This window comes from Azonexus sp. MM2026_4, assembly GCF_055901855.1.
The window spans coordinates 3,648,862-3,673,844 of sequence record NZ_CM148380.1 but is presented as its reverse complement, the minus strand read 5'-3'; the positions used below and the strand labels follow the sequence as shown (position 1 = coordinate 3,673,844).

23 protein-coding genes are annotated in these 24,983 nt (G+C 64.4%); 13 read left to right on the top strand and 10 right to left on the bottom strand.

What is annotated here, in order from left to right; genetic code table 11:
- Positions 1-10: 10 nt before the first annotated feature.
- The 4 genes from AC0KWY_RS17305 to AC0KWY_RS17290 all read right to left on the bottom strand — a co-directional run bounded on the left by AC0KWY_RS17305 (position 11) and on the right by AC0KWY_RS17290 (position 5,160).
- Entirely contained in the window at positions 11-844 is an 834-nt protein-coding gene (locus AC0KWY_RS17305) for a TorD/DmsD family molecular chaperone (RefSeq protein ID WP_474026712.1), read from the bottom strand.
- Positions 845-916: 72 nt separating this feature from the next.
- Positions 917-3,556, bottom strand: coding sequence for a molybdopterin-dependent oxidoreductase (locus tag AC0KWY_RS17300; protein WP_474026711.1), 2,640 nt, complete (start codon positions 3,554-3,556; stop codon positions 917-919).
- 24 nt (positions 3,557-3,580) lie between these two features.
- On the bottom strand, positions 3,581-4,438 hold the full coding sequence (nrfD, locus tag AC0KWY_RS17295; RefSeq protein WP_474026710.1) for an NrfD/PsrC family molybdoenzyme membrane anchor subunit: 858 nt from the start codon (positions 4,436-4,438) through the stop codon (positions 3,581-3,583).
- Between the two features lie 11 nt (positions 4,439-4,449).
- On the bottom strand, positions 4,450-5,160 hold the full coding sequence (locus AC0KWY_RS17290) for a 4Fe-4S dicluster domain-containing protein (RefSeq protein ID WP_474026709.1): 711 nt from the start codon (positions 5,158-5,160) through the stop codon (positions 4,450-4,452).
- Between the two features lie 280 nt (positions 5,161-5,440).
- On the opposite strand from AC0KWY_RS17290, the gene AC0KWY_RS17285 reads away from it, so the two are divergent.
- From AC0KWY_RS17285 to AC0KWY_RS17260, 6 genes are all read left to right on the top strand, one after another.
- Complete coding sequence (locus AC0KWY_RS17285; RefSeq protein WP_474026708.1) at positions 5,441-6,316, top strand: substrate-binding domain-containing protein; 876 nt, start codon at positions 5,441-5,443, stop codon at positions 6,314-6,316.
- A complete protein-coding gene (locus AC0KWY_RS17280; RefSeq protein ID WP_474026707.1) occupies positions 6,313-7,767 on the top strand; it encodes a sensor histidine kinase in 1,455 nt (484 codons plus the stop codon). The genes AC0KWY_RS17285 and AC0KWY_RS17280 overlap by 4 nt, the downstream gene beginning before the upstream one ends.
- Positions 7,751-9,091: a sigma-54-dependent transcriptional regulator gene (locus AC0KWY_RS17275; protein WP_474026706.1), complete on the top strand. Its 1,341-nt coding sequence runs from the start codon at positions 7,751-7,753 to the stop codon at positions 9,089-9,091. The genes AC0KWY_RS17280 and AC0KWY_RS17275 overlap by 17 nt, the downstream gene beginning before the upstream one ends.
- A gap of 92 nt (positions 9,092-9,183) precedes the next feature.
- Entirely contained in the window at positions 9,184-10,239 is a 1,056-nt protein-coding gene (locus AC0KWY_RS17270; protein WP_474026705.1) for a permease, read from the top strand.
- A gap of 12 nt (positions 10,240-10,251) precedes the next feature.
- Positions 10,252-10,482, top strand: a complete 231-nt coding sequence (locus AC0KWY_RS17265; protein ID WP_474026704.1) for a thioredoxin family protein — start codon at positions 10,252-10,254, stop codon at positions 10,480-10,482.
- Between the two features lie 27 nt (positions 10,483-10,509).
- Positions 10,510-11,442, top strand: coding sequence for an MBL fold metallo-hydrolase (locus tag AC0KWY_RS17260; RefSeq protein WP_474026703.1), 933 nt, complete (start codon positions 10,510-10,512; stop codon positions 11,440-11,442).
- 21 nt (positions 11,443-11,463) lie between these two features.
- Here AC0KWY_RS17260 and AC0KWY_RS17255 read toward each other — a convergent pair whose 3' ends face one another.
- Entirely contained in the window at positions 11,464-11,994 is a 531-nt protein-coding gene (locus tag AC0KWY_RS17255) for a hypothetical protein (RefSeq protein ID WP_474026702.1), read from the bottom strand.
- 114 nt (positions 11,995-12,108) lie between these two features.
- Between AC0KWY_RS17255 and rpiA the strand changes: the two genes are divergently transcribed.
- The gene (rpiA, locus tag AC0KWY_RS17250) at positions 12,109-12,777 is read left to right on the top strand and encodes a ribose-5-phosphate isomerase RpiA (RefSeq protein WP_474026701.1); all 669 of its coding nucleotides are present in this window, start codon (positions 12,109-12,111) and stop codon (positions 12,775-12,777) included.
- A gap of 60 nt (positions 12,778-12,837) precedes the next feature.
- Positions 12,838-13,386, top strand: coding sequence for a hypothetical protein (locus AC0KWY_RS17245; RefSeq protein ID WP_474026700.1), 549 nt, complete (start codon positions 12,838-12,840; stop codon positions 13,384-13,386).
- A gap of 6 nt (positions 13,387-13,392) precedes the next feature.
- On the opposite strand, the gene AC0KWY_RS17240 is transcribed toward AC0KWY_RS17245, so the two are convergent.
- Positions 13,393-15,345 (bottom strand): monovalent cation:proton antiporter family protein, encoded by a 1,953-nt coding sequence (locus AC0KWY_RS17240; RefSeq protein WP_474026699.1) that lies wholly within the window; start codon positions 15,343-15,345, stop codon positions 13,393-13,395.
- A 53-nt stretch (positions 15,346-15,398) separates the two neighbouring features.
- On the opposite strand from AC0KWY_RS17240, the gene AC0KWY_RS17235 reads away from it, so the two are divergent.
- The 5 genes from AC0KWY_RS17235 (at position 15,399) to AC0KWY_RS17215 (ending at position 18,988) form a co-directional block, all read left to right on the top strand.
- A complete protein-coding gene (locus AC0KWY_RS17235) occupies positions 15,399-16,397 on the top strand; it encodes a KpsF/GutQ family sugar-phosphate isomerase (RefSeq protein WP_474026698.1) in 999 nt (332 codons plus the stop codon).
- A 22-nt stretch (positions 16,398-16,419) separates the two neighbouring features.
- Positions 16,420-17,004 (top strand): LPS export ABC transporter periplasmic protein LptC, encoded by a 585-nt coding sequence (gene lptC, locus AC0KWY_RS17230; RefSeq protein WP_474026697.1) that lies wholly within the window; start codon positions 16,420-16,422, stop codon positions 17,002-17,004.
- Entirely contained in the window at positions 17,001-17,597 is a 597-nt protein-coding gene (lptA, locus tag AC0KWY_RS17225) for a lipopolysaccharide transport periplasmic protein LptA (protein WP_474026696.1), read from the top strand. The genes lptC and lptA overlap by 4 nt, the downstream gene beginning before the upstream one ends.
- A gap of 191 nt (positions 17,598-17,788) precedes the next feature.
- Positions 17,789-18,340 carry a phasin family protein gene (locus AC0KWY_RS17220; protein ID WP_474026695.1) on the top strand — a complete coding sequence of 184 codons (552 nt, stop codon included), beginning with the start codon at positions 17,789-17,791 and terminating at the stop codon, positions 18,338-18,340.
- An 81-nt stretch (positions 18,341-18,421) separates the two neighbouring features.
- Complete coding sequence (locus tag AC0KWY_RS17215) at positions 18,422-18,988, top strand: phasin family protein (protein ID WP_474026694.1); 567 nt, start codon at positions 18,422-18,424, stop codon at positions 18,986-18,988.
- A gap of 65 nt (positions 18,989-19,053) precedes the next feature.
- Here the strand turns inward: AC0KWY_RS17215 and AC0KWY_RS17210 are convergent, their stop codons facing one another.
- Genes AC0KWY_RS17210 through hrpA form a run of 4 tightly spaced genes read right to left on the bottom strand, consistent with a single transcriptional unit; the run spans position 19,054 to position 24,977 of the window.
- Positions 19,054-19,539, bottom strand: a complete 486-nt coding sequence (locus tag AC0KWY_RS17210) for a YbaK/EbsC family protein (RefSeq protein WP_474026693.1) — start codon at positions 19,537-19,539, stop codon at positions 19,054-19,056.
- Positions 19,536-20,306, bottom strand: a complete 771-nt coding sequence (locus AC0KWY_RS17205; protein ID WP_474026692.1) for a competence/damage-inducible protein A — start codon at positions 20,304-20,306, stop codon at positions 19,536-19,538. The genes AC0KWY_RS17210 and AC0KWY_RS17205 overlap by 4 nt, the downstream gene beginning before the upstream one ends.
- Positions 20,303-21,037: an EI24 domain-containing protein gene (locus tag AC0KWY_RS17200; protein WP_474026691.1), complete on the bottom strand. Its 735-nt coding sequence runs from the start codon at positions 21,035-21,037 to the stop codon at positions 20,303-20,305. Before AC0KWY_RS17200 ends, AC0KWY_RS17205 begins: the two co-directional genes overlap by 4 nt.
- Entirely contained in the window at positions 21,030-24,977 is a 3,948-nt protein-coding gene (gene hrpA / locus AC0KWY_RS17195) for an ATP-dependent RNA helicase HrpA (RefSeq protein WP_474026690.1), read from the bottom strand. The genes AC0KWY_RS17200 and hrpA overlap by 8 nt, the downstream gene beginning before the upstream one ends.
- Positions 24,978-24,983: the final 6 nt, after the last annotated feature.

Here is a 24,983-nt window from a genome sequence, read left to right as displayed (position 1 = left end):
GCGACATCTCCTAAAAGCGCAGATCGTGCAGCTTGTGCACCGCGGCCGCCGCCCCTTGCGGCGCCGGCTGGCAGCCGCCGCACACCGGTTCGTCGGGGTTGAACTCGACCTTGACCTCGCTCTTGGGAACCACGGCGCGCCCCATGTCGAGATCTTCGAGATTCCTCAGTTTCATGGCGGCGATCTCTTCCTCGGCAAACCCACCGAGAAAACGCGCCATTGCGCGATAAAAGGAATGATTGGCGGCACGTTCGATCAAGCGGCAGTAACCGCGTACCCAACGCCCCAGATGGAGGGTCCAGAAACGCTTGATCTCCTTGTCGAGGCGCCGGTAGCCCTCCAGGTCGCCGCCTTCCAGGGCGCCGGCGCAGCGGATCAGGAGTTCGCCGACGAACGACAGTTCGACCCCCAGTTGATCCGGGAACACCTCGAAACGCCCCTTGTTCAACTGAAAACCGGCCTGGCGATAAATCTGCGCCACCTGGAAATGCGGCTCCTGCTTGAAACGCCCCATCAGACGCACCGATTCGACCGGCGGGAAGCCCCCGGACGATGCGAAAAGCGTCGCGTACTCACAGGCCAGGGTATCTTCGAGCAAGCCCGGATCGGCGACGAGGAAATCGTCGTCAAAATGGATGCCGGCTGCCGCCAGTTGCTCGATCAAGCCGGGGGCCCGCATGGCCCGGAGGAAGTCCGGACCGGCTTCCTCGATGAAGACGCCTGCCATCATCCGGTACACGCCGGCACGGGCCAGGCATTCTTCCGCCAGGGCAAAGGTATCGAGCTTCTCCACCGCGGCCGCCGGGGGGTGCCCCGGCTCAATGGCAAATACGCTATCCAGCATGTTCTCTCCCGAAAAACAGCCCGCCGCCCGGAAAGGAGAGGCGGGCTCAAGCTCGTCGCTACGGAAAAACCCTCAATGCCCGCCAGCCACCTTGTGCTTGACGCTATCCGGCCCGCCCCAGGACGCCATTTCCGGATGCATCTTGCGGTGCAGGTCGCCGGTGTAGGCATAACGCATGGTTTCCTTGAACGCCGCCATGTGCTTGTCCCAGTCGGCAGCGGTATCGCCATACTTGTCGCCGGGCCCCGCCTTGGTCACCTTGACCACCGTGTCGTACCAGCCCTGGGAGCCGCCGATCGGGTCGGCCACGACGGGAATGATGTTGTTCGGATGTACGCCCTTGTCGTCCCACCAGACGTTGTTGAGATCGGGATCATCCGCACCGTGGCTGGCCTCGCTCTTCTTGTCCTTGAGCTTGAGCGTGGCCAGACGGCCATATTCCCAATGGCCGAAACCGGTTGGAATGGACACCACCTTGGGGTGGATGCCTTCCGTCACGTAAGCCTTGGTCACCAGGTAACCGACCGGACTTTCGATGCGGACCAGGTCGCCGGTCCTGACGCCTAGCTTGGCGGCGGTTTCGGGATTCATCCAGGCCGGGTTGCTGTGGGCGATTTCCGCCAGCCACTTGACCGCCGCGGTCCGCGACTGTTTGTGGACGTTGAGCTTGAAGGTCGACAGGATCATCTGATCGTCGGCCATGTTCTCGTGCCAGGGGATGCGCTTGAAGGTCGGCATGGGGTTGAAACCGTATTCGGCCCACAGATCGACCCGCACGTTGATCAGGCGGTTTGGCGTCGGGAAACCCACGCAATTGCGGCCCTCCCGGCGAACGCCGATGGCCTTGCCGTTCTTCATGATGGTGCCGCGTGCATCGACGGTCGCCCCCGCCATGTCGGCCGCCGAGAGTTCCTTCCTGTGCAGCCCGTACTCGGCCTTGATCTCGCGTCCCGTCTTGTCGGTCACCTTGCCGGTGCGCGGATCGACCTTGCCGTAAATCGGCCAGACCCCGTGCTTCTTGAGGAAATCCAGCCCGCCGGCCTCCTTCAGCCCCGGCACGTTGTCGAAGTGATGGCGCATGTAGTCTTCGCCATCCTTGAAATCCCAATACTGCTTCATGCCGCGCTTGCCGTCCGGATCGAGCTTCCAGATGATGTCGCGCAACAGGACGCGGTTCTCGCGGGATTCGCCGAGCGACTTGTGTACCGGCTGCCGGATCCCCAGCCAGGGCCACAGCGAATTCGGCATCGACTCCGGCTCCCAGCGCTCCAGGTAGGGACAATCGGGCAGGATGAGATCGGCCAGCGCCGTCTCCTCGCCCATGTGGGAACTCATCGAAACGAAATAGGGAATCAGCTTTTCGTCCCGCAGCAACTTGCCCCAGACGGTCTGCGCACCCGGATTGGTGTACACCGGGTTGTCCTGATAGGTGAAATAGACATTGACCTTCTGCCGCCCCTCGGCAATCCAGAACGGCACCAGATGGCTGACCTTGTGGGAAGCCAGCGGATACTCCGGCGGATGGGCGAGCACCGAATCGTGCGCCGGCTTCGGCGGCAGCGGCATCGGCTGCGGCCAGCCCATGCCGCGCGGCAGGCAGTAGCCGCCCTTCTTCTCGACGTTGCCGGTGATGATCGGCAGCATCATGCACGCCTTCTCGTTGTACGAGCCATACAGGTGCTTGGCCGGTCCGCGATAGGTGAACAAGGTCGCCGGCTTGGTGGAGCCGAACTCGATCGCGATGCGCTCGATGGTTTCCGCCGGGACGCCGGAAATCTTGGCAGCCCACTCCGGCGTGTATTGCCGGTAGTGCGCCTTCAGTTCGTCGACCGTGACATTGGTCCAGTTGGTGATGAACTCGGAATCCTGCAAGTCTTCGCGCAGGATGACGTGACCGATGGCCAGGGCGACGGCGCCGTCGGTTGCCGGGAATACCGGAATCCATTCATCCGAGAAGCCGGCGGTATTCGACAGGCGGACGTCGAAGGTGACGATCTTCATGTGGTTGTCGACGCGCCCTTCGGTCACCCGCTGCGACAGCGGATTATGGAAGTAGGAAGCTTCCAGGACATTCGAGCCGAAGTTCAGGACATATTTCGTATTGGCGAAATCGGGCGTCTCGATATCCGGCCCCCAGGTCGGCTCCATGCCGCATTTCTTGGACGATTCGCACACCGAGGTGTGGTTCAGCAAGGTCGCCGAGCCCAGGGTTTCCATGAAGCGGTTGATGGTGCCGCCGGTACGGTTGCGACCGTACTTGAGCATGATGGTATTGGGGTCCTCGGCCAGCGCGGCGTCCAGCTTGGCGCTCAACTCCGCCAGGGCCTCGTCCCAGGTGATGCGTTTCCACTTGCCCTCGCCACGGGCACCCACCCGCTTCAGGGGATAAAGGATGCGGTCGGGATCGTAGCTGTACCACATCCCGGAGTTGCCCTTGGCACACAGGCGCCCGCGCGTCAACACATGCTCCGGATTACCTTCGAGCTTGACGACGCGGTCGTTCTCGACATAGGCGATGGCCCCGTCCTGAATGTTGCAAACGTGGCAGTTGACCGGGATGGCCTTGCGTTCGGCCCCCGACACCGGGCTGAAATCCTGCCCCCCGATTTCGTTTTCCATCGCGGTCAACAAGCGCGGGGTCGCTGCGGCGGCGGTCCCCGTCGCTGCGCTGACCTTGAGGAAGGTACGGCGCGTTACTTTCGGCATTTCCATGTTGTATCTCCTCGAACGAATCGGTCAGTACAGGGTCTGCAGTTGCTGCGGCGCGATCAGGATCACGTAGCGCAGGGCAGCGCTGCCGGCGAGGATGAGCAGCGCGGCAACGACGACAACGCTCTGACTCCGCCCCAGCGGCGCATAGAGCAGCGCTGCCGGCGCAACGCTGCCGGCGATGAAACCAACCCCGATGAACAGCAAGCCCATCGTCCCCGTCGTCATGATCATGAACGTCAGCTCGGAGGCCGAGCCGCCGTAGTTGGTCGTCCCCATGATCGAAACCAGGATCACCGCCACCGCCGCTGCCGACCACAGCATGTATTCGCGCAGGACCTTCTGCGCTTCGGCATTGCCCAGGGCGAGCAAGGCGCCGACGGCGGAACCGGAAGCCACCGCCAGGGCCACGAACAACACCGGCATGATCGGCGTGTTCCAGACCGGCCGCGATTGATGCACGGTCAGATCGAAGCCGGTATAAACGGGCAGGCCGAGCGCCAGCAGCGCAACGACTCCCGCCAGCCAGCGTCCGCGCGCCTCGTCGCCCTTGCGCAAGGCGAGCAGGTACAACACGGAACAGACGCCGAAGGCGACGATGTTCAGCGCCCCCCAGGCCAGCGGCGAAGTGAAGTTGAGATAGAAGGGATTGAGGATGTTGAGGAAGCGCAAGGGCTGCGACAGATCGCCGATCAGCAGGATGCCGCCGAGCGCCAGCAGCGCGAACGAGCCGTAAGCCTCCTTTTCGCGCAGCGGTCGCAGCGCCGGCGTTCGCCAGGAGCCATACGAGAGAAAGGAAAGGCCGGCCAGAATGCCGATCACGAAAAAATACACGGCATAGGCGGCATGCCACGATATGTCGTGGAACCAGACGTAATCACCCATGATGAGCTCCCTTAGATTTTGAAGTGGCGCTTGAAGGCGTCACGTTCCTGTTCCATGACTTCCGGCTTGCTGTAAGCGTCACGCCCGAATTCAGTGGCGTTTCGGTCGGCACCGATGTAGAAGACATGGGGCTTGGTACCCTCCTCGGGACGCAGGACCTGGGTCGCGTTCTTGGCCACCAGATAGGAAACCTCGCTGTTCGGATCGTTGAGGTCACCGAACACGCGGGAACGCCCGATGCAGGTCTGCACGCAGGCCGGCACCAGATTCTGGGTTACCCGGTGGAAGCAGAACGTGCACTTGTCCACGACGCTGGTGATCGGCGTGTAGGTCCGATGCGAGGGCAACATGAAACGCGCGTTGTAGGGACAGGCTGCCATGCAACTGCGACAGCCGATGCAGCGCTCGTAGCGCTGCAAAACGAAGCCACCATCCTCCACCTTGAAGGTCGCTTCGACCGGACAATTGCGGACGCAGGGAGGATCGTCGCAGTGGTTGCACAGGCGGGGCAGGAACTGCTTCTTGACATTCGGATACTTGCCGACGACCTTGTACGGTACCCAGGTTCGATTCACTCCCAGCGGCGTGTCGTACTCCGCCTTGCAGGCCACCTGACAGGCCATGCAACCGATACAGCGGCGAGTATCGACCACCATGGCATAGCGCTTCTTGCCCGCCACGCCCCTGGTCTCGATCGCCGAAACTCTCAGTTCTTCGCTCATCTGCGCCTCTCCTCTCTGGATGCAGGAAACTGTCCGCGGGAAACTCCCCCTGGCGAAACAGCCGTTGAATATTCGCAACATCCGGGCCAGAACCAGGCGAGCGGCGAAAGTTCTCCAATAAACAACGGCTTGCACCAGAAACGACAAACCGCTTTGTAAACCGTCCGTTACCAATCGGTAACAAGGGCGCGAATTGCTGCAACGCAAGGTGTTCCGCCGGGGTAACGGCGGGATTTTCGATGCTGGCAAGTCGTGCCAAGCCTGTCTTATCATCAAGCCCATGCCCTCCAATCTTCGGCCAGATTTTTCTGCTTCCCGCCGCCATTTGCTGCTCGCCCTGGCCGCCGCGATGACTGCGGCGCCGGCCGTGGGCGAGCCCGGCGGAGGCATCCGAATCGGCCTGACGCCGGTTTTCCTCGATGATCAGGTCAGCTTCCTGGAAAAATGGCGTAGCTGGCTGGAACTGGCGCTGGCAAAACCCGTTGCCTTCGTCCAGCGAGGCAGCTACCGGGAAATCGTCGAGCTGCTGCGCGCGGGGAAACTGGACTTTGCCTGGCTGTGCGGCTACCCCTACGTTCGTTTCAGCAGCGAACTGCAACTGGTGGCGGTTCCCTTGTGGCGGGGTCAGCCCTACTACCAGTCCTACCTGATCGTCCCCTCGGACGATGCACACACCCGGAACCTGTTCGATCTCAAGGGAAAGATTTTTGCCTTCTCGGACCCCGACTCGAACTCGGGCTACCTTTACCCCCAGTATCTCCTGGCCAGTCGGGGAGAAAATCCGGAGAACTTCTTCGCCCGGAGCTTCTTCACCTGGGCGCATCGCAAAGTCGTGGAAGCGGTTGGCATCGGCCTCGCCCAGGGCGGGGCAGTTGACGGATACGTCTGGGAAACCCTGGCCGAGTTCCGCCCCGATCTGACGAAGGCGACGCGCATCTGCGACCGCTCGCCCCTTCTCGGCCACCCGCCTTTCGTCGCCCGCGGCGACATCTCGCCGCGCGAACTTGAGCAATTGCGGGCGGTATTGCTGCACATGAGTGAGGATGTCGTCGGCGCCGAACTCCTGCACCGCCTGCGCCTGGACGGTTTCGCCCCGGCCAGGCCCGAGTTGTACGACGGCATCGCCGAGATGGCCAGGCAGGTGAAACGCAAGTGATTTCCCGCCGCACGCTCTCGCTCCGCTGGAAAATCCCGCTGCGCGTCATGGGCGCCGTTCTCGGCACCGCAATCGCCGTGACCGCCGCGCTGGTCACCTGGGAATACGAGGAGATTCGCCAGAATGTCGTCGGCCACGCCAAGAGCCTGGGCCGGGTGCTGGCCAATACCCTGGTCGCCCCGGTGCTGCATGACGACATCTGGCGTGCCTACGAAATCCTGCAGTCGGTCAGGGAAAACCATCCCGTCGCCCCGGAGCTGCAGGCCGAAATCGTCCTGGTGACGACAGCCGATTTCAAGGTCTTCGTGTCGACGAAACCGAAGGAATTCCCGATCGGCAGCAGCCCCGCGACCCAGGGCAGCGCCTATGCGCAATTGCGCCAGGCCCTCCTGGCCGGCGACAGCGCGCGCCAGAGTGTCGTCGAACCGAACGGCTCGCCGCTCTATTTCGTCATGACGCCACTGGTGGCGGACGGCGTAACCCTCGGCCATGTCATCCTGGGCTACTCCAAAGTCTCCTTCGTGCCCCGCTTCGCCGGACTCGTCACGCGTGCCGCCCTGGTCACCCTACTGGTGCTGTGCGTCATTGTGCCGGTATCGTGGATGTGGGCCGCCCGCACGGGAGAACCGCTGCTGCGGCTGGCCGAAGCCATGCGCCGGGTTCCTGAAGAGCTGGCGGAAACCCAGCTCGCCGACCTCCCCGCCAGTGGCGACGAAATCGGCCAGCTCGCCCAGTCGTTCCGGCGCATGGTGACCGAACTGAAAAAGAAGCAGGAACTGGAAAACCAGATGCTGGTATCGGAACGCCTCGCCGCGCTGGGCCGGCTGACGGCCGGCATTGCCCACGAAATCAACAACCCGCTGGCCGGCATGATCACCGCCATCAACACCTACCAGAAGCATGGCGCAAAGACCGACCCGATGGCGGTCAGCACCCTCTCCCTGCTGGCCCGGGGCCTGACCCAGATTCGCCATACGGTCTCGGCGCTGCTGGTCGAAACCAAACCCCAGGATCGGCCGTTCTCGCCGGAAGACATTCAGGACGTGGTGATTCTTGTCGAGGGACAAACCCATGGCAATGCGGTCCGCATCAGTGTCGCCGATGGCTTGCTCGGCATGGTCCCGCTACCTGCCACCTTGATCCGTCAGATATTGCTCAACCTGATGCTCAACGCGGTTTCGGCCGCCGGCAAGGACGGCCAGGTCGATCTTGCGCTGGCCGTTGCCGACAACAGCCTGCGGATCACCGTCAGCAACGATGGCGAATTCATCCCCCGGGAGAGGATGGATACCCTGTTCGAGCCTTTCGCAACCCACAATGACAAGGGAAATGGCCTTGGCTTGTGGATCGTCTACCAGATTGTTCAACAACTGGCGGGCAATATCGAAGTCGAGAGTTCCCCGGGAATCACTCGCTTCAAACTGGACATTCCCTATGCGCAATACCTCTGACAAGCACCCCATGCTCTGCCTCATCGAAGATGACGAAATCATGGGCGAATCGCTATCCCAACGCTTCGAACTGGAGGGCTTCGAGGTCGACTGGTGGAAGGATGCCGCAAGCGCCAGCAGCGCGCTGGAAACCCGGCGCTACAGCGTGGTCGTCAGCGACATCCGCCTCCCCGACCGCGATGGCGGCGATCTCTTCCTTGCCTTGTCCGAGCGCTTGCCGGCTTTGCCTCCGTACCTGTTCATGACCGCTTTCGGCGCCATCGAGCGCGCCGTGGAACTGCTCAAGGCCGGCGCCGCCGACTATGTCACCAAACCCTTCGACCCCGACGTCCTGGTCGCCAAGACCCTGGCCCTGGCCAGGGATTACGGCGAAAACAGCGATACCGGCGACTGTACCCTGGGCGTTTCGCCGGCCATGCAACGCATCGCCCGGGCGCTGCCACGCTTTGCCAATCACTCGGCATCGCTATTGATCAACGGCGAGTCCGGGGTCGGCAAAGAGCATGTCGCGCAGTTGTTCCACCGGCTTGCCGGTGAAGACAAACCCTTCGTACCGGTCAATTGCGCCGCCATTCCCGACCCCCTGCTGGAAGCCGAACTGTTTGGCTACGAAAAAGGCGCCTTCACCGGCGCCAACCGGGTCAAGCGTGGCTATTTCCAGCAAGCCGACGGTGGCACGCTGTTTCTCGACGAAATCGGCGACATGCCGCCAACCATGCAGGCCAAGCTGCTCCGGGTCCTGCAGGAAAACCAGATCCAGCGCCTGGGCGGGGAATCGCGGATCAACGTCAGTTTCCGCCTGGTCTGCGCCACCCATCGCGACCTCAAGGCGATGGTCGATAGCGGACAGTTCCGTGAAGACCTCTACTATCGGATCAACGTCATTCATGTCCGCATTCCGCCCCTCCGCGAACGACCGGAAGACATCCGCTGGTTTCTCCGGCATTTCGTCGACACCTTCAACCACAACCACCCCGAAGCGCGTCGCCGCATCGATCCGCGCACCGAACTGGCCTTGATTGCCTACCCTTGGCCGGGGAATGTTCGCGAACTCAAGCACGCCGTCGAACGGGCCTGCATCCTTTCCCCCAGCCCTTCGCTGGGTGCGGAAGCCTTCTTCGGAGACAGCCTCGACATTGCCGACGAAGCCCCCTCGCAGTCGCTCGCCGACTACCTGGCCGACTGCGAAAGGGACTATCTGCAGGCCATGCTCGACCAACACCAATGGCATATGACGAAGACCGCCGAAGCACTCGGCATTGCCAGAAAAACCCTCTGGGAAAAGATGCGCCGCCTGGGCATTCAGGAGAAGGAGGAAAACTGAATTGGCGGCGAACGGAAAAAAGAAGCCACCGGCCCGGCGTCTTTTTGCGCCTGCCTTCGTCTCCCCTGGTGCCCTTCCATTTTCCGATGATCATGAATCTGTCCGAATCTCAGCCTTCCGCCCAGACACCGCATACCGCCACCTGGTTGATCGGCATTGCCGTTGCCGCCATCGTCTGGTTCGCCGCCTACAGCCATCTGAATGAATTTGCCGAGTGGCTGATCGGCCTGTTCGGGCTGGACCGCAAGACCCACTTCGGCGAAGCATTGCATTTCTTTTTTTACGACACGCCGAAGGTTCTGTTGTTGCTGACCGGCATTGTCTTCCTCATGGGCGTGGTGCAGACCTTCTTCGCCCCGGAACGCACCCGCGCCCTGCTTTCCGGACGCCGTCAGGGGGTCGGCAACGTGCTCGCGGCCTTGCTCGGCATCGTCACGCCGTTCTGCTCGTGCTCGGCGGTGCCGCTGTTCATCGGTTTCCTGTCGGCCGGCGTGCCGCTCGGCGTGACTTTCTCCTTCCTGATCTCGGCGCCGATGGTCAATGAGGTGGCGCTGGCTTTGCTCTTCGGCCTCTTCGGCTGGCAGGTGGCGGCGCTTTACCTGGGCCTCGGGCTGCTGGTCGCCATCGTTGCCGGGCTGGTCATCGGCCATTTGAAAATGGAACGTCACCTGGAGGACTGGGTGCAGCAGATCCAGCGCGGCGAAGCCGGCTGGGTCGGCGCCCCGGTCGGCGACTGGCCGGCGCGCTTCGCCGCTGGCTGGCACCATGTGCGCGAAATCGTCGCCCGGGTGTGGCCTTACATCCTCGCCGGCATCGCGCTGGGCGCCGGTATCCACGGCTACGTGCCGGAAGACTTCATGGCCTCGTTCATGGGCAAGGATGCCTGGTGGGCGGTGCCGGCCGCCGTCCTGCTCGGCGTGCCGATGTACGCCAACGCCGCCGGCATCATCCCGATCGTCGAGGCGCTGATCGGCAAGGGCGCCGCGCTCGGTACCGTGCTCGCCTTCATGATGAGCGTCATCGCGCTCTCGGCGCCGGAGATGATCATCCTGCGCAAGGCGCTCAAACCCACCCTCATCGCCACTTTCGCTGGCGTCGTCGCCACCGGCATCCTGCTCGTCGGCTACGTGTTCAACCTCGTCCTCTAAGGAGACGGAAGCATGAAAGACATCAAAGTTCTCGGTACCGGCTGTGCCAACTGCCGCAACACCGTCAAGCTGATCGAGGAGGTTGCCGCCGAAAAGGGCGTCCCCATCGCCCTGAGCAAGGTCGAGAATTTGCCGGAAATCATGAAATACGGGGTGATGTCGACGCCGGGCGTCGTCGTCGACGGCAAGGTGGTGCACGCTGGCGGCATCCCCGATCGGGCCAAGATCAGCAGCTGGTTATAAACTGATCCCCCCACGAAGGAGGAGACAATGAAGAAAATATTGCTGGCGCTGACCGGCGCCTTGATGCTGTTCGCCCAGACGCTTCGTGCCGAGCCCGTATTCACCGTCGACGCCCTCGGCAACGGCGTTTTCGCACTGATCGGCCAGACCGCCGGCCGCCTCTACGAAAACCACGGCCTGAACGCCAATTATGGGGTGATCGACACGCCGGAGGGGGCGATCCTGATCGATTCCGGGGCATCGTCCATCGCCGCCAAGCTCCTTGAAACGGAGGCCAGAAAGCTGACCGGCAAGCCGGTCAAGTGGGTGATCAATACCGGTGTCCAGGATCACCGCTGGCTGGGCAATGGCTACTTCGCCGCCCAAGGCGCCAGGATCATCGCGCTGCAACGCACGGCAACGACGCAAGCCCGTCTCGGCAAGGGGCAGATCGAAGCACTGGCCCGCGAGTTGAAAGAACAGATGAACGGCACTTTCCCCGCGCCGACCGCCCAGCCGCTGGCCGGCGAGACGCAGACGCTGACCCTGGGTGGCCGGACGCTGCAACTACGGTATTTCGCCGATGCCCATTTCGCTGGCGATGCCGTGGTCTGGCTGCCCGAGGAGAAAATCCTGTTCTCGGGCGATCACATCTACGTCGACCGCCTGCTCGGCATCCTCCCCGAGAGCAATGCCGAAACCTGGCTACAGGCTTTCACGCAAGCGATCGCCCTGCAGCCGACGCGCATCGTTCCCGGTCACGGGCGGGTCTGCAACGTGGCACAGGCGCAACGCGAAACCGGCGACTACCTGGCTTTCGTCGTCGCCGGCACGAAGAAGTTCGCCGAGGACATGGCGGGGGTCGATGCCGCGGTCGGTGCACTGAGCGACGCCCCGGCCTTTCGTCATCTGAAGAATTTCGACGACCTACACCGGGGCAACGTCAATCGCGCCTACCTGCGTTTCGAGGCCGGCCAGTAGGCAACCGGCCGGCCTCGGGTTTCACTTCTTCGCCGGCCGCCCGGTCTTGATGCGTTCGATGCGCGCCATCACCGCCTTCAGTTCGGCGTCGTTGAGCGCGGCCAGGACGGCGATGCCGGCGCGCAGCAGTTCGCTCTTCTTGGCTTCACTGCCAAGCGTAAGCATCCGCTTCTTGAGTACGGCAATCTGCGCGTATTCGGTTTCCGGCATCGCGTAGCTGTCGCGGACCAGCCGCGGCTTCTTCGCCTTGGCCGGCTTCTCGGCCTTTTCCGGCTTCTCGGTCTTGTCGACCTTCTCCGCCTTGGCTTTCGCCGCCTTGGCGGGCTTCGGTGCCTGCGGCGGGTCGTAGCTGATCGCCTCGGCCTTTTCCAGTGCTTCGGCCAGCGCCTGCTGATGCTTGGCGACAGTCTGCTCGACCGACGGCGTCTTGCGCGGCGGGCGCGGTTTCCTGGCAACAGCCGGCGCTGCGGCAACGCTTACCGGCGCCGCAGCGGCATCGGCAGCGTCGGCGTCGGTAACGGAGCTCTTCGGGGTTGTCTTGGTATTGGTCACAGCGGGTTCTCCCTTGAAAAACGGTATATCCAGTTTAGGCGATTTCAAACTGTCACTGGATTAAACTTTTTTGACAGTAGAATTCGCGGCATTCCCCTTCAGGAGACGCTCCCCATGACCCAGGACGAACTCAAGCAGGCGGTCGCCCAGGCCGCTGCCGACCACGTTGCCGAATCCACGCCGGCCGGTTCCATCATCGGTGTCGGTACCGGTTCGACGGCCAACTTCTTCATCGACGCGCTGGCCGCGCTGAAGGGCCGCATCGCCGGCGCCGTCGCCAGTTCCGAAGCGACCCGCCAGCGCCTTGCCGGCCACGGCATCCCGGTACTCGACCTCAACGAGGTCAGCCGGATTCCGGTCTATGTGGACGGGGCGGACGAGATCGACGCCGGCCTCAACATGATCAAGGGCGGCGGCGGCGCGCTGACCCGCGAGAAGATCGTCGCCGCCGTCGCCGACCGCTTCGTCTGCATCGCCGACGGCTCCAAGCTGGTGAATACCCTGGGCAAGTTCCCGCTGCCGGTGGAAGTGATCCCGATGGCGCGCGCCCACGTTGCCCGCGAACTGGAAAAACTCGGCGGCCTGCCGGTGCTGCGCGAAGGTTTCGTCACCGACAACGGCAACCAGATCCTCGACGTGCGCGGCCTGACCATCGCCGACCCGAAAGGCCTGGAAGCGCAGATCAACCAGATCGTCGGCGTCGTCACCAACGGCCTGTTCGCGTTGCGCCCGGCCGATCTGCTGCTGCTCGGCACGGCCGACGGAGTACGCCGCATCGGCTGAGTCATCGGCCTGCAACATGGCGGCGCCAGACTCCCGGCATGCCACCGCCGGGAGCCTCCCATGTTCTTGTCCGCCCAGGAAATTGCCGCCAGCCGCGAGCAGGCGCTCAGCAACCTGCTCGCCCTTTCCTCACACTATCTGGCCGCCAGCCAGCGCGCCTGCGCAATCGCCACCGGCGCCAGCCGGGACGGCATCGAACATGCGAGCCGCCGCTGGCACCAGCTCGCCCACGGCCAGCTCGACCTGCTGACCCAGTTCCCCGCCACGCTCTGGCTCGACACCCTGCCCCGTACCGGCGAACTGCTCGACCAGTCGCTGCAACTGCTCGGCGAGGCCCACAAGGCGCTGCTGCGCAGCACCGAAGCGCAGGTCCGCGTCCTGGACGGCATCGTTTTCGCGTATCTGCGGCGGGTTGGACGCAGCAGCCCGTGGGAAACCGTGATCGTCCTCGACGCGCTGCGCACGACGCTGAACGGTGCCGAACAGACCCTGCATGAAATCAATGCGGCGGCCATCGAACAGGTGGACCGGGTCAGCGAGGAAATGCCGCAGGCCGTCGGCCCGGCCGCCAGCCGCCGCCTGCGCGCCAGGGCCAGACCGGAAGCGTAGTCCGCGTCAGCGCTTGAGCAGGCGGTCCTCGGCCGCCGCCACGGCACCTGGCGTGCCGAGCACGACGACGACGTCGCCCTCGTCGAGCCGGGTTTCCGGCGCCGGTTCGAGGGCGCGGATGCCGCGCCGGCGAATGGCGCTGACCTCGCAACCGAGGAGTTCCAGACCGAGGTCGCCGAGCGTCTGACCGATCGCCGCCGCCCCCGGCGTCAGCCAGATCGAATGCAGACGCGACTGGCTGCTGTCGTCGTCGTCGCGGTCGGTGAAGCCCCGGTAGAAGCCGCGCAGCAGCCGGTAGCGCTGGCCGCGCACCTGGCGGATGCGCTTGAGCACGCGGTTGATCGGCACGCCGACCAGGACCAGCGCGTGCGAGGCGAGCATCAGGCTGGCCTCCAGCGTTTCCGGCACGACTTCGGCGGCACCGGCGCTGGCCAGCCGGCTCATGTCCTTCTCGTCGGCGGTACGCACCACCACCGGCAGGTCGGGACGCATTTCCTGGACGTGATGCAGCACCTTCTCCGCCAGCGGCGTGTCGCTCATCGTCACGATGACGACGCTGGCGCGCATCAGGCCGGCCGCCATCAGCGCCTCCTTGCGCCCGGCGTCGCCGAAGACGACGCTTTCGCCGCCGCCGGCCGCCTCGCGCACGCGGTCCGGATCGAGGTCGAGGGCAATGCTCTGAATCCCCTCCTGAGCCAGGAAACGCGCCAGATACTGGCCGTTGCGCCCGAAACCGCAGAGGATCGCGTGCTTTTCCGAGGTCATCGACTGGGCGGCAATCTGCGTTACCTGCATCGAACGCAGCAGCCATTCGCTGGCGACGAAGCGCATCACCAGGCGCTCGCTGTACTGGACGATGAATGGGGCGATCAGCATCGACAACACCAGCGAAGTCAGCACCACCTGCTCGATCTCCTTGGGCAGGTGGGTGATGACGCCGAGCAGCACGAAGCCGAATTCGCCGCCGGCGCACAACCACAGCGCCGAGCGAATGGCGTTGCCGGACGAGACGCCGAGCTTCCACGACAGGAGCCCGACGATCAGCGCCTTCATCACCAGCAGCAGGACCAGCACCAGCATCACCTGCCACCACAGGCCGACCAGGATATGGAGGTCGAGCTTGACGCCGATGGTGACGAAGAACAGCCCCATCAGCACGTCGCGGAAAGGCTTGATGTCCTCTTCCACCTGCATGCGGAACTCGGTTTCGGCGATCAGCATGCCGGCGACGAAGGCGCCCAGCGCCAGCGACAGTCCGGCGTGCTCGGTGATCGTCGCCAGGCCGAGGGTGATGAGCAGGACGTTGAGGACGAAAACCTCGGCCGACTTGGCGCGGGCGACGAAATGAAACCACTTGCGCATGAGCTTCTGGCCGAACACCAGGATCAGCGCCAGCACCGCCGCCGCCTTGAGCATGGCGACGCCCATCAGCATCGCCAGCTTCTCCGGCGACTCGGTCAGCGACGGCAGCAGGACCAGCAGCGGCACCACGGCCAGGTCCTGGAACAGCAGCACGCCGACGATCTGCCGGCCATGCGGTGAATCGAGCTGCATCCGTTCCGCCAGCAACTTGCTCAGCACCGCCGTCGACGACATCGCGAACACCGCCCCCAGCGCGATGCCCAGTTGCCAGCCGATACCCAGCGCCAACACCAGGAGCAGCACGACCAGCATGGTCAGCAGCACCTGCAGCAGGCCCAGCCCGAAGACGATGCGTTTCATCGCGTAGAGCTTGGGCAGCGAGAATTCGAGGCCGATCGAGAACATCAGGAAGACGACGCCGAATTCGGCCAGGTATTCGGCACGATGGATGTCCGACATCAGGTTGAGCGCGTGCGGCCCGATGATGCTGCCGACCGCCAGGTAACCGAGCACCGGCGGCAAATTGAAACGGCGGCAGATGACCACGGCGAAAACCGAGGCACCGAGCAGCAAGAGGACGAGGGAAAGGGCGCTCAAATCGGGCTTGATGAAGTCAGGTATACTCCGGCCATCATAACCGCAGCCCGCCCATGAACCCAAATCCGTCGCCCGCCAGTTTTTCGCCGGAACGCGCCCTGCTGCTGGGCCGGCAGACGCTCGCCATCGAGGCGGCAGCGGTCGATGCACTGAGCATGCGGATCGACGACAGTTTTGCCGCCGCCGTCAAACTCATCCTCGACAGCAGTGGACGCCTGATCGTCAGCGGCATGGGCAAATCGGGGCACATCGCGCGCAAGATCGCCGCCACCATGGCCAGCACCGGCACCCCGGCCTACTTCGTCCATCCCGCCGAAGCCAGCCACGGCGACCTCGGCATGATCACCCGCCACGACATCCTGCTCGCCCTCTCCAATTCCGGCGAGTCGGAAGAATTGCTGCGCATCCTGCCGGCGCTCAAGCGCCAGGGCGCCCGGGTCATCGCGATGACCGGCAACCCGGCCTCGACACTGGCCCGCGAGGCCGACGTCCACCTCGACGCCGGCGTCGCCCAGGAAGCCTGTCCGCTCAACCTGGCGCCGACCGCCTCGACCACCGCCGCGCTGGCCCTCGGCGACGCGCTGGCGGTCGCCCTGCTCGACGCCCGCGGCTTCGGCCCGGAGGATTTCGCCCGCTCGCACCCCGGCGGCTCGCTGGGCCGCCGCCTGCTGACCCACGTCCGCGACGTCATGCGGCCACGCGACCGGGTGCCCGCAGTGGCGCCGGAAACACCGATCAGCGAGGCCATCGTCGCCATGTCGCGCGGCGGCCTCGGCCTGGTCGCCATCGTCAACGCAGCAGACCGGCCCGGCGGCATCTTCACCGACGGCGACCTGCGCCGCGCCTTCGAAAAGCGCATCGACCTCCAGGACGCCAGTATTGCCGAAGCGATGACCGCCGCCCCCCGCACCATCGGCGCCGACCGTCTGGCCGTCGAAGCCGTCGAGATGATGGAGCGCCTGCGCATCAACGCGCTGCTCGTCTGCGACGACCAAGGCAAACTGCAGGGCGCGCTGAACATGCACGACCTGTTCACCGCCAAGGTCATCTGATGGCCACCGCCGATTTCCTGCCATGAAGAACTGGTCCGGCCAACTCTTCCCGATCACCCTGCTGGCGCTGCTCGCCGGGCTCAGCTTCTGGCTGCAGGCCGCGCTGACGCCGGACGAAGCACGTCCGGGCAAGCGTGCGCTAACCCACGAAGCCGATGCCGTCGTCGAGAATTTCGAAATCCGCCGCCTCGACGAGCAGGGCAAACTGCAATACCGCCTGAGCGCACCGCAATTGCACCACTTCCCCGACGACAACAGCTCGCATATCACTTCGCCGCGCCTGCTCGCCTACCGCGACGATGCCCCGCCGCTCACCCTGACCGCCGGCCGGGCGACAGTCACCGCCCGTGGCGAAACGATCCGCCTCGAAGGCGACGTGGAAATCGTCCGCGCCTCCACCGACAAGCGCCCCGAACTGAATGCCCGAACCCCGGCACTCACCGTCGAGCCGGAAGCGGGCACCGCCCATACCGACCAGGCCATGACCATCACCCTGGGCGCCTCGCAAATCAGCGGCATCGGCGCCCGCATCGACAACAAGGCTTCGACCTTCGAACTGCGCTCGCAGGTCCGCGGTCGCTACCTATCAGCCAGAGCCAAGCCATGATCCTTCGCACCGCCCTGCTTGCCGCCATCTTCCTGGGCTGCCCGCCCGCCTTCGCCGAAAAGGCCGACCGCGACAAGCCGATGCTGCTCGAAGCCAGCCGGATTTCGATCGACGACGCCAAGAAGCAGCAGATCCTCGAAGGCGACGTCGTCATCAGCAAGGGCACGCTGATGATCAAGGCGGCACGCATCATCGTCAGCGAAGACCGTTACGGCTTCCAGAAGGGCATCGCCTTCGCGCCGCCGGGCGGCAAGGCCAGCTTCCGCCAGAAGCGCGACGGCCGCGAGGACTACGTCGAGGGCGAAGCCGAACGCATCGAGTACGACAGCAACAGCGAGATCGCCGAACTTTTCCATCGCGCCCACATCCGCGCCGGCGAGGACGAAGTCCGCGGCGACTACATCTGGTACGACGCGGTCAGCGAGAAGTTCCTCGCCAGCGCCGGCGAATCCCGCGACCCCAAGGGCGCCACACCCCGCGTGCGGGCGGTGATCCAACCGCGCAGCAAGGGTAGCGAACCGAGCCGGCCGAGTGCGCGCGGCGACAACCTGCAACTGCGCAGCGCCGGCAACATTGACCCGAAAGACCAATGACAATATTCTATTGTCATTTATCACATCGCTGATTCAAAAGGATTTACCCGGTTTGTGCAGTGCACAATAAAAGTATTGACAAGTTGACGCGCTCGTCTATAATCAAAGACATGGTGCGGTGCAGCAACGCGAAGCGAAGGGCACTGCCAAGGCCACCCAGTTCTGCCAGACCTTTCTTTCCGGAGATCCCCATGTTCAAGACGCCCGAGCAATTCGCCGCTGCCAACAAAGCCACCGTCGATTCCCTGCTTTCCCTCGCCAACACCGCGCTGGCTTCCGCCGAGCGCATCGCTGCCCTCAATCTGAACACCGCCCGTTCGCTGATGGAAGACTCCGTCTCCGGCGCCAAGGCCCTGATGGGTGCCAAGGACGTCCAGGAAGCCCTGTCGATCCAGGCCTCGCTGGCCCAGCCGAACGTCGAGAAGGCCGTCGCCTACTCGCGCAGCGTCTATGAAATTTCCGCCCAGACCCAGGAAGAACTGTCGAAGATGGTCGAAGGCCAGTTCGCCGACTTCCAGAAGACCGTCTCCGGTCTGCTCGATCAAGCCGCCAAGTCTGCCCCGGCCGGTTCCGACGTTGCCGTCGCCGCCGTCAAGAGCGCCATCGCTGCCGCCAACTCGGCCTTCGACAACATGAACAAGGCCGCCAAGCAGGTTGCCGAGATTGCCGAAGCCAACGTTGCCGCCGCCACCAACGCCACTGTCAAGGCGGTCAGCGCCACCGCCGCGCCCAAGAAGAAGTAAGTTGTTGCATCCAGGCCTCCGCCTCCGGGCGGAGGCTTTGTTTCATCCCAACCACCTATAACACGCACGCTGGAGATAACGATGAGCAACCCGAACCTTGAGCAACTGACCGCAGCACAGAAAGCCAACGCCGAAGTGATGACCGCCCTCATGCGCACCGCCTTCAACGGCCTCGAGCGCTTGACCGCCCTGAACATGGCAGCGACCCGCGAGTTCTTCAACACGACGGTTGCCAGCACCCAGCAACTGCTCGCCGCCAAGGACGCCAACGCCGTCGCCAAACTGGGCAGCGAACTGTCCCAGCCGAGCACCGAGAAGCTGATGGATTATTCCCGCAGCCTCTACGACCTGGTTACCGAAATGCAGAAGGAAGTCACCTCGGTGATGGAAGCCCAGTACAGCAACTTCCAGCAGACCGCTGCCAGCGCCGTGGAAAAGGCGAAGAGCGCGACGCCGGTCGGCGGCGATGTGTTCGCGGCGACCATGCAGACCATGCTCGACGCCTCGACCAAGGCTTTCGGCCAGATGAACTCGATGGCCAAGCAACTGTCCGACATCGCCGAAGCGAACATGCAGGCCGCCACCAAGGCAACCGCCCCGGCCAAGGCCAGCGCGACCGCCGCAGCACGCAAGAGCGCCACCAAATAAAACCGGCGCCACCCAACCCCAACCCCGAAAACCCGCGCCAGTCGCGGGTTTTTTATTGCCTGGATTCAATCCTGGCGAATGTCCCGCCAGTCAGCGGCGGTAATCGCGGCTAGCTCTGCCGGCGTCAGCGGAAAAACCGAATACGGTGTGCCGCCGGCCGCCCAGATCTGCGTGAAGCGCTGCAGGTCGCGGTCGAGCAGCAGGCGCAGCGGTTGCGCGTGACCGAGCGGGGCGACGCCGCCGATGGCATAGCCGGTTGCCGCACGGACAAAGTCGGCATCGGCGCGACCAAGCTTCTCGCCGACCAGCGCCGCCACCTTGCGCTCGCAGACGCGGTTGTCGCCGCTGGCGACGACCAGCACCGCCTGCCCGCTTTCCTTGCCGCGAAAGACGATGGACTTGGCGATCTCGGCCACCGAACAGCCAATTGCCGCTGCCGCTTCGGCGCTGGTCCGGGTCGGCTGCTCGAATTCGACCACGCTGCCGGCCAGCCCGGCGGCGGCGAGCAATTGCTGGGTGCGCTGGGCGGTGGGATGTTCAGCCGGCTTCATGCGGCCTCCCGCCAGCGCCAGGTGATGCCGCGCTTTTCGATCTCGATGCGGATTTCCTCCATCGCCCGCTCGACCAGCGCTGGCGCGCCTTCGACGCCCAGCTCCAGGTGCCGGCGTTCGTGGCCGACCAGCGAGGGCAGCGAGAACAGGCGCAGGCTCGGGTAGGCGGCTACGATGCGCTCCATCAGATCAAGCAGCGCGCTCTCGTAGGCGTTCGGCCCGGTCAGCAGGAAGGCTTTCTCGACCTTGTCGCCGACCGCCTTGAATTCGTCCCGGTAGAAGCTGTCGAGCGCCCACTCGATCATCGGGTGCGCCATCTGCGGGAAGCCGGGCACGAAATAGTGCTCGTTGGCCATGAACCCCGGGATGCGGTTGAACGGGTTGGGCACGATGCGCACGCCGCGCGGGAAGGTGACCAGCAGCTTGCGCTGTTCGGTGATTTCCTCGTTGGCGAAGCGCACTTTCAGTTCCTCGAAACCTGCCGGGTGCAGTTCAAGCTCGACGCCGAGCGCCGCCGCCACCGCCTGTCGGGTGTGGTCGTCGGGCGTGTTGCCGATGCCGCCGCAGGAAAAGACGACGTCGCCGGCAGCCATCGTGCGCTTGAAGGTGTCGGTCAGGCGCTGCCGGTCGTCGCCCAGGTATTCGACCCAGGACAGTTGCAGGCCGCGCGCGCCGAGCAGCTCGGCGATCTTCGCGAAGTGCTTGTCCTGGCGTTTGCCGGACAGGATTTCGTCGCCGATGATGACGGCGCCAAAAGTACGACTCATGGACGTTCTCCCCGAATGCTGACGATGGCGCCGCCGCGCGCGCGACGCAGGGCTTCCAGCCCGTAATGGACAAATGATAGCGCGGCCAGCGCCGGCACCAGCAGGCCGAGCACCGGCACATGGGCAAGCACTGCCATGACCAGGCCGAGCAGGAACAGCGGCAGCTTGTGCTGGTTCCGCAGGCTGGCCCATTCGGCGTCGCTCGCGTGCAGCGACAGCGCGTCGTAGGCGAAGGTGCGCCGGTTGAGCCAGGCCATCAGCAGCAGCGGAATGAGCAGCGACAGGCCGGGAATCAGCCACAGCGGAATGGTCGCCAGCCAGGCGACGACGAAGATCAGCGCCGCCCCCAGGCTGTTGACCGTGGCGGCGACGAAGCTGTCGCGCCCCATCGCGGCCAGGTCGCGGTACTCGGTTTCCGACAGATGCGTGAGCAACAGCGGCATGATGACGATCGCCGCGAGCAGCGAGGCACACAGGTAGGCGACGGCGAAGATCGCCAGCCAGCCGCCCAGCCAGGCCAGGAAGGTGGCCAGCCAGACCAGCCCCCAGGCGGCGAGCCAGGTCATCGGCGGCAGCACGAGCAGTTGCTCTGCCAACCAGCCCAGCCCCCATACCGCCAGCGCGATGGTGAGCAGCAGGGCGCACAGCGCCGGCGTCAGCACGTACAGCCAGACCCGGCCGCTCCTCAGGCTGGCGAAAGTTCTCGCCAGCGCCAGCATGATTTCAGCCATTGCGAATGCCCTCCCATTGCTTCTGCAAGCGTTTCACCGACACCGGCACCGGCGTGCGCAACTCCTGCGCGTAGAGGCCGACGCGCAGCTCTTCCAGCAGCCAGCGGAACTGTTCGACCTGCGGATCGACCGCGCCCATCTTCGCCAACTGGATCGCACGGCGTTCGTAGTTGGTCCACAACGGCGCGTACTCGGCCATCAACTGGGCGTCGCGCGCCGGGTTGGCCTTCAGTTTGTCGAGCCGCACGCCAACCGCCTTGAAATAGCGCGGATAGTGTTGCAAACGCTCGAACGGCGTGTCGACGACGAAGGTCTTGCCGATCAGCCGCTTCAGTTGCGCCTCGATGTCGGCGACAGCCGCCGCCTGCGCCTTGAACGCCGGCAGCTTCTTCGTCACCGCCTGCCATTCGCTGAGCACGGTGCCGACCAGGCGGCAGACTTCCTGCATGATCAGCCCGAGCCGCGCCTTGGCCTCGGCACAGCGCGCCTTGAACGCCTCCGGCGTGGTCGGCAGCGGTTCGGTCAGGCAGGCACGCTCGAAGGTCAGTTCGACGATCTGCCGCTTCAGGTCGTCGCTGCTGCCCAGCGCCATGAACTGCATCGCCATCTGGGTCAGTCCGGGGACGTTCTTGTCGAAGTACTTCACCTGCTCCTTGAACTGCAGCATGAACAGGCGCGACAGGCCCTTGCGGTGCGCGTCGGCGGCTTCCTCGGCGGAATCGAAGACTTTCAAACTGACCGTTTCGCCGTCGTCGATCAGCGCCGGATAGCCGATCACCGTCTGCTTGCCGACCGGGACTTCCATCAACTCTGGCAGTTCGCCGAAAGTCCAGTCGGTCAGTTGGGTGTATTCGGACGGCGTTTCGTGCAGTTCGGCGAATTCCTCCTTCGCTTCCTTGCCCCATTCACCGCGCAGCGCGACCAGGCTACGGTTCATGTCGAGCTGCCGGCCGTGTTCGTCGATCAGCTTGTAGTTCATCGAGAAGTGCGGCGGCAGCGCGTCAGGTCGGAAGGCGTCAGGCGTCACCGCCCAGCCGCGCGCGTTCAGTCCGCGCGCTTCGAGAATGAATTCGATCAGCGGGTTGATGATGCCCTGGTTGAGCTTGCGGTCGTTGCCTTCGACAGCGGCCAGGAATTCCTCGACGAATTCCGGCACCGGCACCAGCTTGGCGCGGATTTTCTGCGGCAGCGTCTTGATCAACTGCACCAGCTTTTCCTTGATCAGGCCCGGCACCAGCCATTCCATGCGCGCCGCCGGAATCTGGTTGAGTTGCGCCAGCGGCAGCGTCAGCGTGACACCGTCCCTCGGCGAGCCCGGCTCGAAGTGATAAGTGAGCGCATACTCCACGCCACCGGCCTTGAGCTTGTGCGGGAAGGCCTCGGTGGTGACGCCGGCCGCCGAGTGGCGCATCAGGTCGTCCTTGGCCAGGAACAGCAGCTTGGCGTTCTCCTGCTCGGCGGTCTTGCGCCAGTGGTCGAAGGTGGCGCCGTTGTGGATGTCTTCCGGGATCAGGTGATCGTAGAAGGCGAAGATCAGCTCGTCGTCGACCAGCACGTCCTGGCGGCGCTGCTTGTGCTCGATCTTCTCGATCTCGCGGATCTGCTTCTGGTTGTGCTGGAAGAAGGGCCAGCGCTTGGCAAAGCTTTCCTCGATTTCCTCAGCAACCAACCCCTGACGGATGAAGATCTCGCGCGCCTCGGCTGGCGCCAGCGGGCCGTAATGGATGCGCCGCTTGGGGTTGATGACGATCCCGTAGAGCGTCGTGCGCTCCCAGCCGGCGACCTGCATCGCCTTCTTTTCCCAGTGCGGATCGAAGTACTGGCGCTTGATGAGGTGAGCGCCCACTTTCTCGATCCAGGCATCCTCGATGCGCGCCACGCAGCGCCCGAACAGGCGGGTCGTCTCGGTGATCTCGGCGGCCATGATCCACTTGCCGGCCTTCTTCTGCAGCGGCGACGACGGGTGGATGAGGAAGCGGATGCCGCGCGCGCCGAGGTAGTAGCCGGACTCGTCCGACTTGCAGCCGATGTTGCCGAGCAGGCCGGACAGCAGCGCCATGTGGATGGCGTCGTAGGTGCCGGGGATGTCGTTTTCCTTCCAGCCCAGCTCGGTCACCATCGCGTGCAACTGGCCATGTACCTCGCGCCATTCGCGCAGGCGCAAGTAGGAGAGGAAGTGCGCGTGGCAGGTGTCGACCAGCGACTTGTTCGATTTCTTGTGCTCGACGGCGTTCTGGAACCACTGCCAGAGTTTGACCCAACTCAGGAATTCCGACTTCTCGTCGGCAAACAGCTTGTGCTTCTCGTCCGCCGCCTGCTGCCGCTCCTGCGGCCGTTCACGCGGGTCCTGCGTGGACAGCCCGGCGGCGATGACCAGCACTTCCTTGAGGCAGCCGAGGTCGCGGGCGGCGACCAGCATGCGGCCGATGCGCGGATCGAGCGGCAGTTTCGCCAGCGCCTCGCCGACCTTGGTCAGGCGGTTTTCATCGTCGAGCGCGCCGAGTTCCTGCAACAGCGCGTAGCCGTCGCTGATCGCCTTGGCCGGCGGCGGCTCGATGAAGGGGAAGCTCTCGACGTCGGTCAAGCGCAGCGACTTCATGCGCAGGATGACGCCGGCCAGCGACGAGCGCAGGATTTCCGGGTCGGTGAACGGCGGCCGCGCGTTGAAATCGGCCTCGTCGTACAAGCGGATGCACACGCCCGCTGCCACCCGGCCGCAGCGGCCAGCACGCTGGCGGGCCGCCGCCTGCGAAATCTTCTCGACCTGCAACTGCTCGACCTTGTTGCGGTAGGAGTAGCGTTTGACCCGCGCCAGGCCGGTGTCGATGACGTAGCGGATGCCCGGCACGGTGAGCGAGGTTTCGGCGACGTTGGTGGCCAGCACGATGCGCCGCTGGCCGCCCGAGGGCTTGAAGATGCGGTCCTGCTCGCCGGCCGACAGGCGCGAGAACAGCGGCAGGATTTCCGGCGCGTGCGCGGTACTCAAGCCCGGACGAGCCAGGGCATGCTTGCGCAAGGCCTCTGCCGCCTCTCGGATTTCGCGTTCGCCGGGCAGAAAGACGAGGATGTCGCCGGAGCCGACGCGGGCCAGTTCGTCGGCGGCATCGACAATGGCGTCGTAGAGATCGCGCTCGTCGTCCTTCTTGTCGATGTCTTCGACCGGGCGATGGCGCACTTCGACCGGGTAGAGGCGGCCGGACACTTCGATCACCGGCGCACCACTGAAATGCTGCGAGAAGCGCTCGGCGTCGATGGTCGCCGAGGTGATGATCACCTTGAGATCGGGCCGGCGCGGCAGCAACTGCTTCAGGTAGCCGAGCAGGAAGTCGATGTTCAGGCTGCGCTCGTGCGCCTCGTCGATGATGATCGCCTCGTAGGCGTTCAGGTAAGGATCACTTTGCGACTCGGCGAGCAGGATGCCGTCGGTCATCAGCTTGACCCAGCTATCGGCGGTCGACTTGTCGTGGAAGCGGATCTTCACGCCAACGCCGGCGCCGACCTGGGTCTTCAGTTCCTGCGCCAGGCGCGTCGCCACCGAACGGGCAGCCAGCCGGCGCGGCTGCGTGTGGCCGATCAGGCCACGGGCGCCGATGCCGAGGTCGAGGCAGATTTTCGGCAACTGCGTCGTCTTGCCCGAACCGGTTTCGCCGCAGACGATGACCACCTGGTTGTCGGCGATCAGCCTGGCGATTTCGTCGCGCCGCTCATTGACCGGCAGGTCGGGCTGGAATTCCGGTTGCGGCAGCTTGCCGCGCCGTTCGGCGACGGCAGCCTGCGAGGCGGCGAGCAGTTTTTCCAGGTCGGCCTGGAGTTTTTGCCGCTTGTCGCCGGTCGACCGTGGCAGGTCGCGCTGCAGCGCGCGCAGGCGGCGGGCATCGGCGGTCAGGGTGGTCAGGGCGACGTCGTCGCGCGACGCGGGCTTGCGGGTATGGGCAGACATGGAGCG